This window comes from uncultured Shewanella sp. (genome assembly GCF_947497935.1).
Classification (GTDB): Bacteria; Pseudomonadota; Gammaproteobacteria; order Enterobacterales; family Shewanellaceae; genus Shewanella.
The window spans coordinates 282339-297757 of sequence record NZ_CANMIO010000005.1 but is presented as its reverse complement, the minus strand read 5'-3'; the positions used below and the strand labels follow the sequence as shown (position 1 = coordinate 297757).

General features: G+C 45.7%; 15 protein-coding genes and 1 riboswitch. Of the genes, 1 reads left to right on the top strand and 14 read right to left on the bottom strand.

Annotation, left to right across the window (positions count from 1 at the left end):
• Window position 1: 1 nt before the first annotated feature.
• The 12 genes from cobS to Q1A86_RS08245 form a co-directional block, all read right to left on the bottom strand.
• Window positions 2-775 carry an adenosylcobinamide-GDP ribazoletransferase gene (cobS, locus tag Q1A86_RS08300; protein WP_299805257.1) on the bottom strand — a complete coding sequence of 258 codons (774 nt, stop codon included), beginning with the start codon at window positions 773-775 and terminating at the stop codon, window positions 2-4.
• Window positions 772-2232 carry a cobyrinate a,c-diamide synthase gene (locus tag Q1A86_RS08295; RefSeq protein ID WP_299805254.1) on the bottom strand — a complete coding sequence of 487 codons (1461 nt, stop codon included), beginning with the start codon at window positions 2230-2232 and terminating at the stop codon, window positions 772-774. The genes cobS and Q1A86_RS08295 overlap by 4 nt, the downstream gene beginning before the upstream one ends.
• On the bottom strand, window positions 2229-3701 hold the full coding sequence (locus tag Q1A86_RS08290; RefSeq protein ID WP_299805252.1) for a cobyric acid synthase: 1473 nt from the start codon (window positions 3699-3701) through the stop codon (window positions 2229-2231). The genes Q1A86_RS08295 and Q1A86_RS08290 overlap by 4 nt, the downstream gene beginning before the upstream one ends.
• Window positions 3698-4810: a hypothetical protein gene (locus Q1A86_RS08285; protein ID WP_299805250.1), complete on the bottom strand. Its 1113-nt coding sequence runs from the start codon at window positions 4808-4810 to the stop codon at window positions 3698-3700. Before Q1A86_RS08285 ends, Q1A86_RS08290 begins: the two co-directional genes overlap by 4 nt.
• Window positions 4811-5737, bottom strand: coding sequence for a histidine phosphatase family protein (locus Q1A86_RS08280; protein ID WP_299805248.1), 927 nt, complete (start codon window positions 5735-5737; stop codon window positions 4811-4813).
• Window position 5738: 1 nt separating this feature from the next.
• Window positions 5739-6314, bottom strand: a complete 576-nt coding sequence (gene cobU / locus Q1A86_RS08275; protein WP_299805246.1) for a bifunctional adenosylcobinamide kinase/adenosylcobinamide-phosphate guanylyltransferase — start codon at window positions 6312-6314, stop codon at window positions 5739-5741.
• The gene (locus Q1A86_RS08270) at window positions 6311-7258 is read right to left on the bottom strand and encodes a cobalamin-binding protein (protein WP_299805244.1); all 948 of its coding nucleotides are present in this window, start codon (window positions 7256-7258) and stop codon (window positions 6311-6313) included. Before Q1A86_RS08270 ends, cobU (Q1A86_RS08275) begins: the two co-directional genes overlap by 4 nt.
• 1 nt (window position 7259) lies before the next feature.
• The gene (cobU, locus tag Q1A86_RS08265; protein WP_299805242.1) at window positions 7260-7862 is read right to left on the bottom strand and encodes a bifunctional adenosylcobinamide kinase/adenosylcobinamide-phosphate guanylyltransferase; all 603 of its coding nucleotides are present in this window, start codon (window positions 7860-7862) and stop codon (window positions 7260-7262) included.
• Window positions 7863-8873 carry an iron ABC transporter permease gene (locus Q1A86_RS08260; protein ID WP_299805239.1) on the bottom strand — a complete coding sequence of 337 codons (1011 nt, stop codon included), beginning with the start codon at window positions 8871-8873 and terminating at the stop codon, window positions 7863-7865.
• On the bottom strand, window positions 8860-9672 hold the full coding sequence (locus tag Q1A86_RS08255; protein WP_299805238.1) for an ABC transporter ATP-binding protein: 813 nt from the start codon (window positions 9670-9672) through the stop codon (window positions 8860-8862). The genes Q1A86_RS08260 and Q1A86_RS08255 overlap by 14 nt, the downstream gene beginning before the upstream one ends.
• A 54-nt stretch (window positions 9673-9726) precedes the next feature.
• Window positions 9727-11541 carry a TonB-dependent receptor gene (locus Q1A86_RS08250; protein ID WP_299805235.1) on the bottom strand — a complete coding sequence of 605 codons (1815 nt, stop codon included), beginning with the start codon at window positions 11539-11541 and terminating at the stop codon, window positions 9727-9729.
• Window positions 11542-11698: 157 nt separating this feature from the next.
• Window positions 11699-11869: riboswitch (cobalamin riboswitch) on the bottom strand.
• Between the two features lie 509 nt (window positions 11870-12378).
• Entirely contained in the window at window positions 12379-13737 is a 1359-nt protein-coding gene (locus Q1A86_RS08245; RefSeq protein ID WP_299805233.1) for an MATE family efflux transporter, read from the bottom strand.
• 34 nt (window positions 13738-13771) lie between these two features.
• Here Q1A86_RS08245 and Q1A86_RS08240 point away from each other — a divergent pair, with 34 nt between their 5' ends.
• On the top strand, window positions 13772-14389 hold the full coding sequence (locus Q1A86_RS08240) for a riboflavin synthase subunit alpha (protein ID WP_299805231.1): 618 nt from the start codon (window positions 13772-13774) through the stop codon (window positions 14387-14389).
• A 38-nt stretch (window positions 14390-14427) separates the two neighbouring features.
• On the opposite strand, the gene Q1A86_RS08235 is transcribed toward Q1A86_RS08240, so the two are convergent.
• Together Q1A86_RS08235 and Q1A86_RS08230 are read right to left on the bottom strand one after the other, a co-directional pair.
• Window positions 14428-14628 carry a CPXCG motif-containing cysteine-rich protein gene (locus Q1A86_RS08235; RefSeq protein ID WP_012277111.1) on the bottom strand — a complete coding sequence of 67 codons (201 nt, stop codon included), beginning with the start codon at window positions 14626-14628 and terminating at the stop codon, window positions 14428-14430.
• Window positions 14629-14630: 2 nt separating this feature from the next.
• A complete protein-coding gene (locus tag Q1A86_RS08230; RefSeq protein WP_299805224.1) occupies window positions 14631-15368 on the bottom strand; it encodes a pteridine reductase in 738 nt (245 codons plus the stop codon).
• Window positions 15369-15419: the final 51 nt, after the last annotated feature.

Sequence of the window (15419 nt, the reverse complement as noted above, 5' to 3'; positions counted from 1 at the left end):
ATTAGCTTGCAAGTGGGTTTTGAAAGTTATAAATCACTAAAGTGATTAAGCCTGTGATCTCCATGATCTGCTGCGTAGCGCCCAATGTATCGCCGGTGTAGCCTTGAATATGGCGCTGCATTAGCTTAATCATGGCGATAAAGGTCATCAGCCAAACAGCGAGTAACATCAATGCGCAGCCGAAGGGTAAAAGCACGAGAGGTAGAGCGCCGCTCACGCACAGAATTAGCCGATTACTGATTGGCAATGTGACATCTTTTTGTGGGGTTTTATTGTTACTGTCTTCTCTGGCGTAGGGCAGGTAAACCGCGACTAAGCCTGCTATGGCGCGGCTACCTGCATGGCACATGATTAAGCCGATACATGCGATTGTCAGTGGCAATTGTGTGAGTGCACTGAGCTTTAGCGCAAACGCGCTTACTAGGGCTAATACGCCGTAGGCGCCAATCTGGCTATCTTTCATGATCTCAAGCTTACGACTCTTTTCCCAGCCGCCTCCAAAACCATCACACAGATCCGCCAGACCATCTTCGTGAAATGCGCCTGTTAGTAATATGATTAACAGCAGAGTTAATACAACAGCTAACTCTTGCCCCATTAACGCGGTAAATGAGTAAAGCAAACTCGCTGCAATCACACCAATCCATAACCCAACGAAAGCAAACCAACGGCTAGATTTGGCAATGGCATCGCTATCTTTGGCTACCCACTTTGGCATAGGCAGCCTTGTAAGAAAGCTGGCGGCAGCAAGAATTGCACCTAGATGACGTTTCATTGTGTGGCTCCATAGAGGAGCTTTTGATCCAAATGAGGTGCTTGTTGTTTTAAGTGAGTTTGCTCTAGGGGGCGCTTACCTAATAAAAGTTGTCCTAAAAAGAGCTGACACACTAACTCTGGTGCGCTTGGCAGGTACCAGTGCACATAAGAGGCTAATGTATTGTGCTGTAAAAACACTTTCTCCTGCATCTTGGTTTTACCTGCCTGTGAGGCGATGGCAATTGGTGTTAGCTCAAGGCTAGATTTCGAGTAGTGAAAGCAATGACCTGTCATGGTGTGGCCGTTTATCTCGGCGCTAAGCATACCTAAACCTTGAAGTCTTGGTTGCATGACTGCTCGGCCGGGTAGTGCGCCGACTAATTTAGCCATTGTCTTACTCTTAGTCGTCAACTCTTCAAGCAGGTAGAGCATTCCACCACACTCGGCTAATGTGGGCTTATTGCTATTGATATGCTCTAAGATTGACCGACACATAGTGCTATTTTCGCTGAGCAGGTTAAGGTGCAGTTCCGGATAGCCACCAGGAAGATAAAGGCTATCTGCTGTTGGCATTGCTGTATCCTTAATGGGCGAGAAGTAACAGATCTCGGCCCCTAAGTGTTTTAGTAAGGTGATGTTATCGTGATAGATAAACGAGAAGGCCGCATCTTTAGCCACGGCAATCGTTTGCCCTGCTAATGGCCTAGCAGCTGAAGGTTTAGTGACTGAAGTTCCAGCTGTTAACGGCTTAGAGGCAAGTCCTCCTAGTAAAAAATCTGCGTTACCTAAATCAGGCGCTTTAAAGCAAACAGGCTCAGGCAAGGGCAGCTCGCAGTTTTCACCTAGCACGTTCGCCGTGTGTTCAAGCCAATCATCAATTGCCTCTATCTCTTGGGCTTGTACTAAACCTAGATGCCTTTCTGGAAGGGCAAGACTTGGATCCCTTGGCATGGCGCCACAAAATGCAATGGGATCAGGTAAGCTATCTTTTAGCATCAAGGCATGGCCAGGACTGCCTACATAGTTAGCAATTACCCCGAATAGGGTCACATCCTTGCGGTAATGGGCGAGTCCATAGGCTATTGCGCCAAAGGTTTGCGCCATTTTGTCTGCTGGGATCACTGCAAGCATGGGAATGCCGAATCTAGCGGCTAAACTGGCGCTATTATTGTCTCCATCGAACATACCCATTACCCCTTCAATGAGGATCAGGTCGGCTTCAATGGCAGCTTGATACAGGTGCTGCCTACAAATGGTTTCGCCCATCATACCAAGATCTAGCTGGTGGGCAGCTTGACTGCTGGCGAACTCATGAAAAATGGGGTCAATAAAGTCTGGTCCAGTTTTAAAGACTCTGACCTTTTTCCCTTGGTTACTCCAGTACCTAGCCATAGCAGAGACAAGAGTTGTTTTGCCACTGTCACTGCTTGGCGCCGTTATGAAGAGTGCAGGGCAATAGGCTTCTTTCTCACTCATGCGTGCCAACCTTCGATGCCAGTAAATAGCGCATCAAGATCTAGCGACTCTTCAAGACTGTCGGCGAGTCGGTTAAGATTGTCTTCTCTTAGTTGGGTCATATCTTGAGCGCGGTTTTGCTGGTAACCCGCCCAGTTAAGTAGCGCATTACAGGCGTCAGGCTCATCAAATATGCCGTGAAGATAGGTGCCAAGCACTTGATCGTTTGCACACAGCGCGCCATCAGGGTAGCAGTCTGAACCACTTTGCAGTGTAATAGGCTGTTGCTCGTTGACTTGGCTAACTCCTGCATGGATCTCATAGCCTTTAACTGGAAATGTGTTGCCGTTAAGAGTGAGTACGCCTCCGATTTGTTTTAATGTCTTTTGCTTCTCAAGTGTAGTGGTCACATTAAGGTAGTTAAGTCCTTCACATTGACTCATTTCCCCCTCAACACCGTGAGGATCGTCAATGCTCAGCCCCAGCATCTGATACCCGCCACAGATCCCAATGATCTTGCCACCGAATCGTAAATGTCGAGCGATCTGCTTGTCCCAGCCTCTATTTCTTAGGGCTGCTAAGTCGCCGCGAACATTTTTAGAACCAGGAAGTATGATCAAATCTGCAGCAGGAAGGGGATCGCCTGGCTTTACAAAGCAAAGATCGACTCCAGGATGTAGCCTTAACGCATCGAAGTCTGTGTGATTGCTGATCCTAGGTAATCCCGGTACCACGATTTTGAACTGAGTATCATCATCGAGTTGTTGCTGATTAATGGCATCTTCGGCTTCTAGATAAAGACCGTGAAGATACGGTACGACGCCAATTACCGGCACGCCTGTTTTTTCGGTTAACCAAGTTAGGCCACTTTCAAGCAGTGTCACATCGCCTCTAAAGCGATTGATGATAAAACCTTTTACCAGTTTTTTCTCATCGTCTGAAAGTAGGTCATAGGTACCGTAGAGATGAGCAAATACGCCACCTCTGTCTATATCGGCTACGATAACGACGGGTGTGTTGGCCGCTAAGGCAAAACCCATGTTGGCAATGTCGTGCTCACGAAGGTTCACTTCTGCTGGGCTACCCGCGCCTTCAACTAACCTTGCTTGGGTACCTTCACCTAAAATGTCAAAGCTTTCTAACACCATTTCAAGTAATTGAGGCTTAAAGCTGTGGTAACTGACGGCGTCCATATCTTCGATGGCTTTGCCGCGAATGATGATCTGCGCACCAGTGTCAGTGTTAGGCTTAAGGAGTACTGGATTCATATGCACACTTAAGGGCAGGTTACAAGCCTGCGCCTGTACAGCCTGTGCACGTCCAATCTCACCGCCATCAGGGGTGACTGCGCTATTGAGTGCCATATTTTGCGGTTTAAATGGCGCAACTTTAACTCCTTTGCGTGCTAATACACGGCACAGTCCGGCAACCATGACACTTTTTCCCGCGTCGCTGGTGGTGCCTTGCACCATTAATTTATATCCGCTCATGCAATACTTCTCTTTAAAAAAGGGTTTGATTCCAACAAAAGGTTTTCTTCTACTAAATTGTTTTCATTTATAAAATGACTAAGATGACACTCAACAGACTGCTCTAGTGACTCAATAATCTGCTGTTCATCCCAGCCAAGTATTTCTGCAATGACTAAGCAGCCGCCTAAGCCACAGCCTTCGACAACCACTCCTTGCTCATACACGTTTAAGCATTCAAGTTTTGAGACATTGAAACTGGTGGCGTTGGCATTGATCTCGTCGTCACATTTAAAGTGTTGCAATACATGAAATCCGTCCCCTTGAAGTACCCAACGGGTGGTAGAGATCTTAACAGCTTGGTTAAGGTGCTTTGCCTGTCTTGATGCCAGCAATGGCGCGACAAACATCATGCCTCCCGCAAAATGCGGCAACGGCAGTGAACTGGGCCACTGACGAACAAGCGCACATATCGCTTTTTGAATATCATCATGAAACAGACTGTTAGCCAGTATGGCGTCGAGTTCGAACTGCTGATTTTGTGCTAGGTATTGCTGCTCAATGTCAGCCAAAATTTGTGATTTACTGGCCAGTTTGTCTTTGTCTACTGTACTGCCTGCAGGAGACAGTCTTAGCCCGGTTAGCAGTCGCAACCAGAATGTGGAAAAGGTGGTGCCACCAACGCCGCACTCGGCCAAAACACTGATACAACCACGCTCAGCTTGAGAGGTTAATGTCGGCAAAAGGTGTTTGGTGACTAAGGTTTCACAGTCGCTATTAACGCCGCCAAAATGTTGGTTAACACTTAGCCACTCCTGTTCAATTACTTGGGGCTTTGGCACATTGAAATTGAAACTATTAAATTCAATTTGATAACCGGCCTGATAAAACATTCTCAGTAGGCCACGGGTCAGTACCGCTGGACTTACGCCACGGTTGGGGAGCAATCCATTTCCACGCCGCTGTATTCCAGGCAATGGTGTCTGGCTTTGGCCACAGACGATAAGCTCAGTATCTCTAGTAGGAGTAAGGTGCATTAAATTTTGGCCTACACCGGCATCAGATAACTGATGAAGACTCGGTAACTGAGTTGCCGCACCGTTTAATATATTGAAACAGATGGTTTTCATTTAATTATCCTGTAGAGGGTGTTGATAGACACAAGGATTGTGAAAACCTTGTAGCTGAGGCCAAAGGATCCCCGCCTCATCGATATAGGTGTTGAAGTGCAATAGCGCCGCATGATCGAGTTGGACACGGCTTAGGTGTGCGTTTCCGCCTTGGCCGCCGTTGAGAAGCCAGGCTAAGAGCACACGCATCACGCCAGAGTGACTGACGACTAATAGCTGTTTTCCGCGGTACTTATCGCTTAAAGCCTCGATACTTGTGGTGACACGGTGCAAAAGGGATAGGCTTGATTCCCCCTCTGGTGGCGTATGTTCATAAGGTGCATGCCAATATTGGCTATATTCTAGTGACGGCTTTTGCTGGAGCGACTGTGTTTGAGCTTGTAAGGGTCCTTGTACAGAACTGTCTCCTGTGCCTTCTTCAACAATTTCTTCAGTGCTTTGTGTAGTACTTGCTCCAGTGCTTTGTTCAGTGCTTTGTCTAATACTTGCTCCAGTACTTTGTTCAGTACTTTGTTCAGTACTTTGTTCAGTACTTTGTCTAATACTTGCTCCAGTACTTTGTTCAGTACTTTGTTCAGTACTTTGTCTATTACTTGCTCCAGTGCTTTGCCTAGTACTTGCTCCAGTACTGTGCAGAGAACTCTGCCAAAGCTCGGCGATACTTCTACCATCCCACAGTCCGAAATCAAGCTCTTGCCACGCATCATCGACAATTAGCGGGCACTGTCTTATATCGGCTAGTTGCTGTGCAAAACCTTGGCAACGAGTAAGCGGTGAGCTGATGATTAGATCAAATTGAATCGACTCAGCGCTGCGCAGCATCTGCTGCCAACCCTGTGTAGTCAATGGCGGATCGGTGCGACCGAGTAGGCAGTCGGCTTGCTCGGGAAGGCCGTGTCTAAGCAGGGTAAATTGGGTGTAGCTCATCTTAGGCACCCAGCTGTTGAGATAGTGATAATTGGGACTGACAGCCTCTTGTAACGTTGGCATCTTTTAAGTTAAGCGCGATACCGGCTTGGCAAAAAAAGACTTTGTCGGCGAGCAGGGCAATTTTCTGGTGCATCAGTCCGTTGTAATGAACAAATTCTTGGCTCATTGCATCATCTGGGATTAAGCTTTGACCGACTTCAGTACTGACTAATACGATGTGGCTTTCAAGCGAGGCCAGCGTGTGGCAAAGCAAGTCTATCTGCTGCATCAAGTCGTGCTCTACAGACTCCTGTTTGGCCATCAATTGGTTAGTTAGCCATAGAGTAAGGCAATCGATGATAATGATGCTCTGCTTGCCGTCTAATTGTTTGAGGCTACTTGCCAGCTCCAATGGTACCTCTCGTGTTGACCACTCACTGGGGCGTTGAGCCTGATGCAAGGCGATGCGCGATGCCATCGAAATACTCGCGGTGGCGGTGGCAATATACGTCGTGGGTAATGCGGCATTTATGACTTCTTGCTCGGCAAGTCCAGATTTTCCGCTTCTTGCACCACCAAGATATAGGCTGATCATAATAATGAGCCCTCGGTTGGCGCGTGCTTATTATTGCTTGGACTATTCACTTGGCTACTAATGAGAGGCTCAGCAGGACTCTGCTTAGCGCGACGGACTTTGTCGATGATTTCACATACCAGCTCCATACCTTGTAAAACCCTAGGCCCAGTTCTATGCACTAGATCGCCTTCAATGGTAATGATGTGATTGTTGGCCACGGCTGGGATCTCTGGCCACTTTGCCCAATTGACGGACTCTTGATCGGCATTACCGTGATACACAGGTTTAATGATGACTTCTGGAGTGGAATAGAGCACTTGCTCAAGGCTCACTTGAGGATATTCACTGACGCTATTTGAAAACACGTTATTAGCGCCACAACCTGTAAAGATCTCATTCATCCAAGGGCTAGCCGTTGTCGTAAGCGGCGTTGGCCAGACTTGGTAAAAGAGGTTAACTGGCGCCTTATCTTGGTAGGTGTCTCTCAGCTGGGTAAGAGTCTGATTAAACGCTTCGGCACTGTTATTCGCCTCAGTGTTATGGCCTGTTAATTTACCCAGTTCAATAAGACGCTCTGGGATCTGCTTAAGATCTTTAACGCTCGCATCAACCAGAGTGAACCCCAGCTCTGTTAGTCGTGACTGCATGCTGGCAGTGGTAGTGCTGCTGACAATAATCGCATCGGGTTGAAGCAGCATTAGCGCTTCATAGTCGATAAAATCGTGTCGACCGATGCGGCGAATATCGTTCGCCGCAGCGGGGTAATCAGCATACTCGACCGTGCCAATGATAGAGTCGCCTGCGCCTATCTCAAATATCATCTCTACCGCATGGGGAGATAACACGATAAGACGAGGCTGTTTCTCTGCATTGACGGGTAAGCTGACACCGAGTGCAAGACACAGGCTAATAGCCATAGTGGCATATTTCGTAGTAGAAAGCGCAGAAGATGCAGATTTCATCTTAGGCCTCCATCGACTGATTTATTGCAGCGTGAGTGTTAACTGAACTTGTTTGTTCACAGATAGGCTCAAGCAGAGTCTGGGCTGGCGACTTTAACACTAGCGGTAAACCAGCCACCGCCATAGTGACCTTATCGACTTGCTTAGCTAGAGCCTGATGTAACCAGCCAGACTCATCGACAAATTCCCTCGATAGTTCACCAAGGGGCACAATGCCTTGACCCACCTCATTACTGATAAAAATGACTTCTCCAGGCAATTGTGTCATCGCCGCGAGCAGAGCTTGTTTGTGCTGTTGCCAGCTAACCTCACTCAGTAAGCAATTGGATAACCACAGAGTTAAGCAATCAACAAGGATAAGATTGTTGCATTTACTGTGTTCAATTAGCGCTTGAGGTAGATCTAAACAGGTTTCGATAACTCGCCAGCCTTTAGGGCGATGACTTTTGTGATGGGCAATACGTTTCGCCATTGCGCCTTCGCTTACCTCTGCGGTAGCGATAACAATGACGTCACCTTGGGTCTGAGCCTGCCAAGTGACAGCATATTCTTGTGCTAGACGACTCTTACCACTGCGAGCACCGCCAATAACTAATTGCTTCATCTATCTAAATCCTTGCTTACGTTTAACCAACAACCCAATGAAAAACAGACTGCCTAACATGGCCGTCATGACACCAACAGGCAGTTCCTGTGATGGCAGCAGTAATCGAGCAAATAGATCAACCCACACCATTAAAATGCCGCCGAGCAAAGCTGTAGCAATAAGAGAACTCGAAGAGGCTGAGCCAATTAGCATGCGTACGATATGTGGAACCATAAGGCCGACAAAACCAATACCACCGCAAGTTGCGACTAATGATGAAGTCATAAGAGCGGTAAGGAGTAACATGCCTAAACGCAGCGGTAGCACAGCAACGCCTTGGGTATGGGCACTTTCATCACCAACCATCAATGCCTGTAAGGGACGCTGAAACTGGTAAATAATGACGGTTGCGATGAATACAATTAACGCTGGTGCAGCCAAAGAACTCCAGGTTGCTCTGCTAAAGCTGCCCATAGACCAAAACAGTACGGCTTGCATTGCTTGCGGATCGGCAAAATAGAGAATGAGATTGGCTATTGATGAGAGTAAAAACGAAATGGCGACACCCGATAATACGAGTGTTTCTACCTGACCATCTTTAGCCATTACGATCACCACTGCAACGGCGATTAATGAACCTAAAAACGCGCTAATAGGCAAAGGGAGCAGAGTCAAGCCGCCAGTTAGGGCAAGAATTGCGCCTAGTGATGCACCAGCAGAGATCCCGAACAGGTAAGGGTCGGCTAGCGGGTTTTTGGTAACACTTTGCAAGACCGAACCCGATACTGCGAGGCCTGCGCCGCAGATCATCGCCAATATTGCGCGCGGCATTCTGAGTTCAATGATGATGCGATCAGCGAGCGAAGTACTTACTTGTGGATCAAATTGTGCACTTAAGGTACGAGAAATCGCGCCTATCACTTCGTTAAGACTAATGTCAGCTGTGCCCAAAGCAATAGCTGTTAAAGGAGAGAGGAGTGCTAAGGGAATGAGTACCAGTAATAATAATTTTGGATTAAACAGCCGCATTTCGTCCTCCATCAAAGTGATAGGTGACTCTTGGGTGGCAGCCGTGAGGATGTCTGTCTACTTCGGTTTTGATGCCGTAAATCGTCTCGATACTGGCTGGCGTTAATACCTGTGCAGGGGAACCACTCTTGATCAATTTGCCTTCTCTCAACAGGAGTAATTTATCGCAAAAAGCGCTGGCTAAATTAAGGTCATGAATCGTAGCCACCACAGTGATCTCAAGGCTTTTTATTAAGGTTAAGATCTCGAGTTGATAGCCAACATCTAGATGATTTGTGGGCTCATCGAGCAGTAAGATCTCTGGTTTTTGTAATAGTGCTCTGGCAATAAGCAGACGTTGACGTTCCCCACCAGAAAGGGATTCAAATATTTGATCAGCCTTACTCGTTAGGCCCACTAGGGATAGCACACGATCTATTTCGATTTTTTCGGCGCTGTGGTTAATGGGTTGCCACCACTTTTGTTGATTAATTAAGCCTGTTGCGAGCAATTGCCTTGCTGTCATAGAGAAGCCGATGGGAGTGTGCTGCAGCACGACTGCAACTTTGGAAGCAAAGTTCTTGTGTGAAATAGTCTTGATATTTTGATTATTGAATAACACTTCTCCACTATCTGGACTCATGTACTTATACATGCAGCGTAAAAGTGAGGATTTTCCTACGCCATTAGGTCCCAAGATCCCAACGAACTTGCCTCTTTCGATGGTAAAACTTAAGTTGTCTAGCACCTTTTTAGTCGATGTTGACCAACTTAGTTGCTTAACTTCCATATGGGAGTTGTTTTGAGCGGTAATTTGCATTACTGGGATCCAATGTAGCGCCGATACAATCGGCGCTATCTGTTTTAATCTAAATTAAAATGCTTGGTAACTAACACTTAAGAACAGTTGACGACCTGGACTGAAGTAATTTCTGTCAGAAATGATCTCTTCATCCAGTAGGTTGTTGGCTTTGAGTCTTAGCTGCCATGCCTCAGCAATTTTGTAGCCGATGCTTAAATCGACTTGATGGTAAGGATCTAGGTAGTCATTTGATGCTTTACGTTCACCTTGATAGTGGTAGTTAAGTAAAACATCGACTGCATCCCAGCTGTAGCTCATTGCATAATCAAACTCATGTTCACTTCGACCATCAAGTTGTTCATCACCTTCTTTGTCGATCGCATCAACATAGCTATAACCCAATTGATGCTCAATTCCCCAAGTGTTGTAGTTGAGCGATAATTCGACTCCGGTGATCTCTGCGCTTTGAATATTGGCAGGCTTCCAAATTTCATAGCCGTTTTCATCTAACTCAGGTGTTGGTGCCCATTGAATAAGGTTGTTAATGGTGTTGTGGTATAGGCTGATATAACCGCGGAGGTTATCGTTTGAGTAGTGAAGGGTAATATCATAGTTTTCTGATGTTTCAGAGACTAAGTCTGGGTTACCGGTTCCTGGCCAGTATAGGTCGTTAAAGGTAGGTGCTTGAAATCCAGTACCTGTACTAACAGCAAGGCGCCATTGGTCGTTAAATTGGTAAGCTGCACTGCCGCTATAAGAGGTTTCGCTGGCGATGTTTTCAACATCGTCATAGCGAACAATACCTTCAAGCAATAACTTGCCATATTGGTAGCGTGCAAGGGCGTAAATACCTGTGATATCACGCTCATCAACGGCGTAATCACCGATAATTGACTCTTTAGTCCAGTCAATACCACCAATAAAGGTCAAGTTTGATGTGGCTAGATATTTGTTGCTCCAATTGACTTGATCCCGTGTTGTTTTATAAAGCGTTACCGGGTAGTCATCTACGTCAGAACGGAAGTTTTCATTTTTATCTTGAGACTGGGCAAGTGCTAATTTAATGGTTAGCTTTTCGTTTTCAAACTTCGCACCAAGGCTCCAAAGGTAATTGTCATAATCAGCTTCATTGGCGCGGCTGTTATCATATTCATAATGGCCTGTTTCTAGCTGTCCATTCCAGTTAAGCGACCAAAGCTCACTTAACGTTTGCTCACCGTTAATGCTTACGCCAATACGGTCATAGCCGTCATCATCATCTTCAGCGTCATTTTTAACGTTATAACCTTCGCTTTGCTCGTGGTTAACGCTGATACTGGTGTGGCCATCACCATGGCTAATGCCTGCACCTGCAGTGGCGCGCATATATTCATCGCTGCCGTATTCAGCTGATGCAAACCATTCACCGCCTTCAAGTTTACGGGTGAAAATTTGAATCACACCGCCAATTGCATCGCTACCCCATATTGCCGCTCTCGGGCCTTTAACGACTTCGATACGTTCGATGTTCTCAGGTGACAATGCGTTGAAGCTAACGGCGCCAAGCGTTGCCGACCCAACTCGTACACCATCCACTAGGACTAACACATGGCTAGAATTAGTTCCGCGCATACTAATAGAGGCAGACTGACCCGCACCGCCGTTTCGAGTCACACTCACACCTGGTAGTGTTTCTAGTAAATCTGCTACAGATTTAGGACTTAATCTGTCTATTTCTTCACGTTCAATCGTATTCACAACCGCGAGTTGTTGCTCTTGTGCGGTGTCAAAGCGATCGCCAGTGACAGTTATCGTCTCGATATCAGGATTAGCTGGGATTGCTGCCTGAGCAGAAAATGTTTGAAATATAGCAATGCTTAGTACTGATAGTCGCAGTTTAAAACTCATGATTAACCTTTTAATTATTTTTTGAGTTAGAAATTTGCGGGAAAATGCGTCGTATTAAGTCTTGAATGACTCTTTTTATCGACGAATAGAAAATATAGGTGTGCTTATTATGCGGAAACAGCAACCTGCATCGTCTATTTGCTCAAGAAACCCGCTTGAGTCAATAGTGCTTATGGGTCGGTCTCCTGGCTTACAGCATCTAGAAGCATTCCTTCCCGGTTACACCAGTGGTAATAATGCTTCGCTCTGTTTACAGTTGCAGGTACAGCCGTGGAGTCTCACCACGTTCCCGATTAAGTCGCATGACGCCCTTAAGTGGCCGAGAATATAGCGATTAAATGAGGGGGGAAACGAGGTAAAGATCACACCGAAAATGGAAAACGAAAAAGACTGTTATTTTCCACAGTCTTTTTATTAGCAGTTTGACATAAGATATCAACTGGGTTTTTTTACTTCTTATTTCAGTATGTTACTACTGACTCGGTAATTGAACATGATTTGAGCTCATGAGCTGATAGCCAAAGAGTGTTAGATTGTTGATTCTCAATCTTAGAGAAGAGGCTGTCCTGTCGGCTTAAAGATAAAGAGATTTAGATAGGGTAAGAAAGGCATAAGCTGGCTAGCATAAGGTGAGCTGAATACATTGAGTCAGGTTGTAGATATGAATAGGTGTCTTCTATCCAAAAACGAGTCCAAAGACCTTCGAAACACTGACACCGGTTTTCCTCAGTTTGTACAAAATATACTGGCTTACTAGAAGTTTGTAGGCTTTAAAATGAAAAAGGCTAACTCTTTGTGAGATAGCCTTTTTATTTCTAGCTAGGTGTTGGCATCGGATTAAATTGCTGAGTGCACTACACCTTGTTTTTGAACGTAGCGTAAGCGCGCAGCAAACAAAACCGCCGCAGTTGTTAAGCCTGCTATTAGGCCTATCCAGAAACCTTGAGCACCCATATGCGGCACGATAATATCGGTGCGTGCTAAGGTATAACCTAAGGTCATTCCCACGCCCCAGTATGAAACCAGCGTGATATAAAATGCGCTGCGAGTATCTTTATAACCACGTAGTGCACCAGCAGTAACCACCTGTACCGAATCAGATAACTGATAGATAGCGGCGAAGAACATTAGGCTGCCAGCTAAGGTGATCACGTCTGGATTATCGTTATATAGAAGCGCAATTTCATTTCTAAATAAGATGGTGATCACTGCCGTACAAGCCGCGAGTGAAAACGAGATAATCAATGCGAGCTTGGTAACTAGCGCTGCAATTTCAGGCTTGTCTTGGCCTAAGTAATAGCCGACACGAATCGATACTGCTATGCCCAAAGACAGCGGTAACATAAATACGATTGATGAAAAGTTAAGTGCAATCTGATGGCCTGCTACCACCGTTGCGCCCAAAGGGGCTAATAGTAGAGCAATGATTGCAAATAAACTCACTTCAAAAAACAGCGCCATAGCAATAGGGAAGCCATGTTTTGTCATGTCAAACATGACTTTTAGGTCAGGCATGTGAAAAGATTTGAATGGAGCAAGTTCTGTAAACTTTTTATGTAGCTGCATGTAGATGATCATGGCGATAAACATTGCCCAGAACACTAACGCCGTTGCGATACCACAGCCTGCACCTCCCATTGCTGGCATACCAAAATGACCATAAATGAAGATGTAGTTAGCCGGGATATTGACTGCGAGTCCCACAAAACCTATCACCATAGTCGGTAAGGTATAAGAAATGCCTTCGCTACAGCCTCTTAAGACTTGATAGAGTACGAATGCAGGTACGCCCCACATGAAGCCGTTTAGATAACCGACACCGAGTCTTGCCATTTCAGGTTCGAGATCCATCATGGTAAAAATATTCTCTGCAAATGAGAGGATAAGCACCACAACAATACTACCAATTATGGCAATATAACTTGCTTGAAAAGCTAATGGTTGAATTGCTTTTTGATTATCGGCACCATGATGGTGAGCAAACACTGGTGTAAAGGCCATTAATAAGCCTTGAACAAACAATAATGCTGGTAGCCAAAGACTGGCACTGATCGCAACTGCGGCCATATCGACCGCGCTAACACGGCCAGCCATAACGGTATCGATAAATCCCATCATGGTTTGTGTGACTTGGGCAATAAGCACTGGTAGCGCTAATTGGACTAAGCGTTTGGCTTGAAAGCCAGAATGGTTCATGGGTACAGCCCTTAATATACTAACGAGAGATAAGATGTTTACAGGTATAGTTCAAGCAACATGCGAAGTGTTGGCGATAGATAAGAAATCAGGCTTAAACACGCTACAAATCGCAATTGGGCCGGATTTGCGCGAGGGACTTTCACTAGGGGCAAGTGTCGCAAATAACGGTGTATGTTTAACAGTCACAAGAATAGAAGATGATAGGGTGTTTTTCGATGTAATGGAAGAGACCCTTAAGCTAACTAACCTATCAAAACTGAGAGTTAGTTCACAGGTTAACATAGAGCGTTCATTAACTTTCGGTAGTGAGATTGGTGGTCACATTTTATCGGGTCATGTTCACACTCAGGCAGAGGTAGATTTGGTGAGTGTCACTGATGAGCATTATGACATTCGTTTGAGAGTTGAGCCTAAGTGGATGAATTACATTCTGTATAAAGGTTTTGTGGGTGTAAATGGTTGCAGTTTGACGGTAGGAGAGGTGACCGCTGACTCCTTTATGCTGCATTTAATTCCTGAAACGTTAAAACTGACCAATCTAGACAGCTATGTTAAGGGCGATAAAATTAACATAGAGATAGACAGTCAAACCCAAGCCATTGTCGACACCGTTGAGCGAGTACTTGCCAAACGTTTCGACAATAACTGACGCTTGCTTCCGTATCAAAAAATGATGAGCAGATCTGCTTAATAGATTTGCTCATCGTCTGAATCAATGAAAAACTCAATTTTATGCTGCGCTTCATCCATGTGTAATCTCATATGGATTGGATTACAGCATACTCGACAGTCCTCGTAGTAATCCTGATCACCACAAGTTGCATCAATATTGATATGTTGGTGATGCCCACAATGGGGGCAACTAATCGTCTTGTTGATGAATCGCATATTTACGCTCCCATAAAACCTACAGCGCTTCGCCCTCCATCTACGGCAATTACTTGGCCTGAGATATAAGGCGCGCTCACTAAATGAGAAATAAGCCTGGCAATATCGTCAACTTGACCAAGCTTAGCCAGCGGGATAGCACTTAACACGGCTTGTTGCGATTGTTCGCCGGATTGCTCTGGCCATAAAATAGCGCCGGGTGATACGCCATTAACACGTATATTGGGAGCGAGTTCTTGAGCCAGTGACAAGGTGGCCATTTCAAGTGCAGCCTTTGATATAGAGTATAGTCCATGATCTTTTAGTGGGCGCTTGCCGTGGATGTCCAAAAGGTTAATCACACAGCCATTATTTGCTTCAAGTAACGGGCTGAGTTTTTCTGCTAACAGATAAGGTGCGATAAGGTTAGTGGCAAGCAGTTGCTGCGCTTTAATAAAAGAGGTTTTTCCTATTGGAGTCGGGTAAAAGCAAGAAGCATTATTGATAAGGACAGAGAGATTAATAGAGGATGAGTTTATTTGTGCGACGAGTCTGTCGATTGCATCGCTATTGGCTAAGTCGGCCTGCATTATCATTGCAGAGTCGGCGCGCTTAGTGTTTAGCTTGTCGCATAGTCTCTGGGCTTGATCTGTCGATTGCCCATAGTGGATCACTATATTGTAACCATCATCATGGAGTTGAGACGCAATCGCGAGTCCGATCCGTTTTGCTGCTCCAGTCACTAATACCCAAGTTGTCATATTTTGCCCATTTTCTTTACAGATAGAAGAGGTGGCTAAAATAGAACGACG

What these genes read in the sequence shown, in the direction of transcription:
- Q1A86_RS08235 (WP_012277111.1), bottom strand. Translation starts at nt 14,628, where the DNA reads ATGCGATTCATCAACAAGACGATTAGTTGCCCCCATTGTGGGCATCAC.
- Q1A86_RS08260 (WP_299805239.1), bottom strand. Translation starts at nt 8,873, where the DNA reads ATGCGGCTGTTTAATCCAAAATTATTATTACTGGTACTCATTCCCTTA.
- cobU (WP_299805246.1), bottom strand. Translation starts at nt 6,314, where the DNA reads ATGATCAGCCTATATCTTGGTGGTGCAAGAAGCGGAAAATCTGGACTT.
- Q1A86_RS08295 (WP_299805254.1), bottom strand. Translation starts at nt 2,232, where the DNA reads ATGAGTGAGAAAGAAGCCTATTGCCCTGCACTCTTCATAACGGCGCCA.
- Q1A86_RS08250 (WP_299805235.1), bottom strand. Translation starts at nt 11,541, where the DNA reads ATGAGTTTTAAACTGCGACTATCAGTACTAAGCATTGCTATATTTCAA.
- Q1A86_RS08240 (WP_299805231.1), top strand. Translation starts at nt 13,772, where the DNA reads ATGTTTACAGGTATAGTTCAAGCAACATGCGAAGTGTTGGCGATAGAT.
- Q1A86_RS08255 (WP_299805238.1), bottom strand. Translation starts at nt 9,672, where the DNA reads ATGCAAATTACCGCTCAAAACAACTCCCATATGGAAGTTAAGCAACTA.
- Q1A86_RS08230 (WP_299805224.1), bottom strand. Translation starts at nt 15,368, where the DNA reads ATGACAACTTGGGTATTAGTGACTGGAGCAGCAAAACGGATCGGACTC.
- Q1A86_RS08285 (WP_299805250.1), bottom strand. Translation starts at nt 4,810, where the DNA reads ATGAAAACCATCTGTTTCAATATATTAAACGGTGCGGCAACTCAGTTA.
- Q1A86_RS08270 (WP_299805244.1), bottom strand. Translation starts at nt 7,258, where the DNA reads ATGAAATCTGCATCTTCTGCGCTTTCTACTACGAAATATGCCACTATG.
- cobS (WP_299805257.1), bottom strand. Translation starts at nt 775, where the DNA reads ATGAAACGTCATCTAGGTGCAATTCTTGCTGCCGCCAGCTTTCTTACA.
- cobU (WP_299805242.1), bottom strand. Translation starts at nt 7,862, where the DNA reads ATGAAGCAATTAGTTATTGGCGGTGCTCGCAGTGGTAAGAGTCGTCTA.
- Q1A86_RS08280 (WP_299805248.1), bottom strand. Translation starts at nt 5,737, where the DNA reads ATGAGCTACACCCAATTTACCCTGCTTAGACACGGCCTTCCCGAGCAA.
- Q1A86_RS08290 (WP_299805252.1), bottom strand. Translation starts at nt 3,701, where the DNA reads ATGAGCGGATATAAATTAATGGTGCAAGGCACCACCAGCGACGCGGGA.
- Q1A86_RS08245 (WP_299805233.1), bottom strand. Translation starts at nt 13,737, where the DNA reads ATGAACCATTCTGGCTTTCAAGCCAAACGCTTAGTCCAATTAGCGCTA.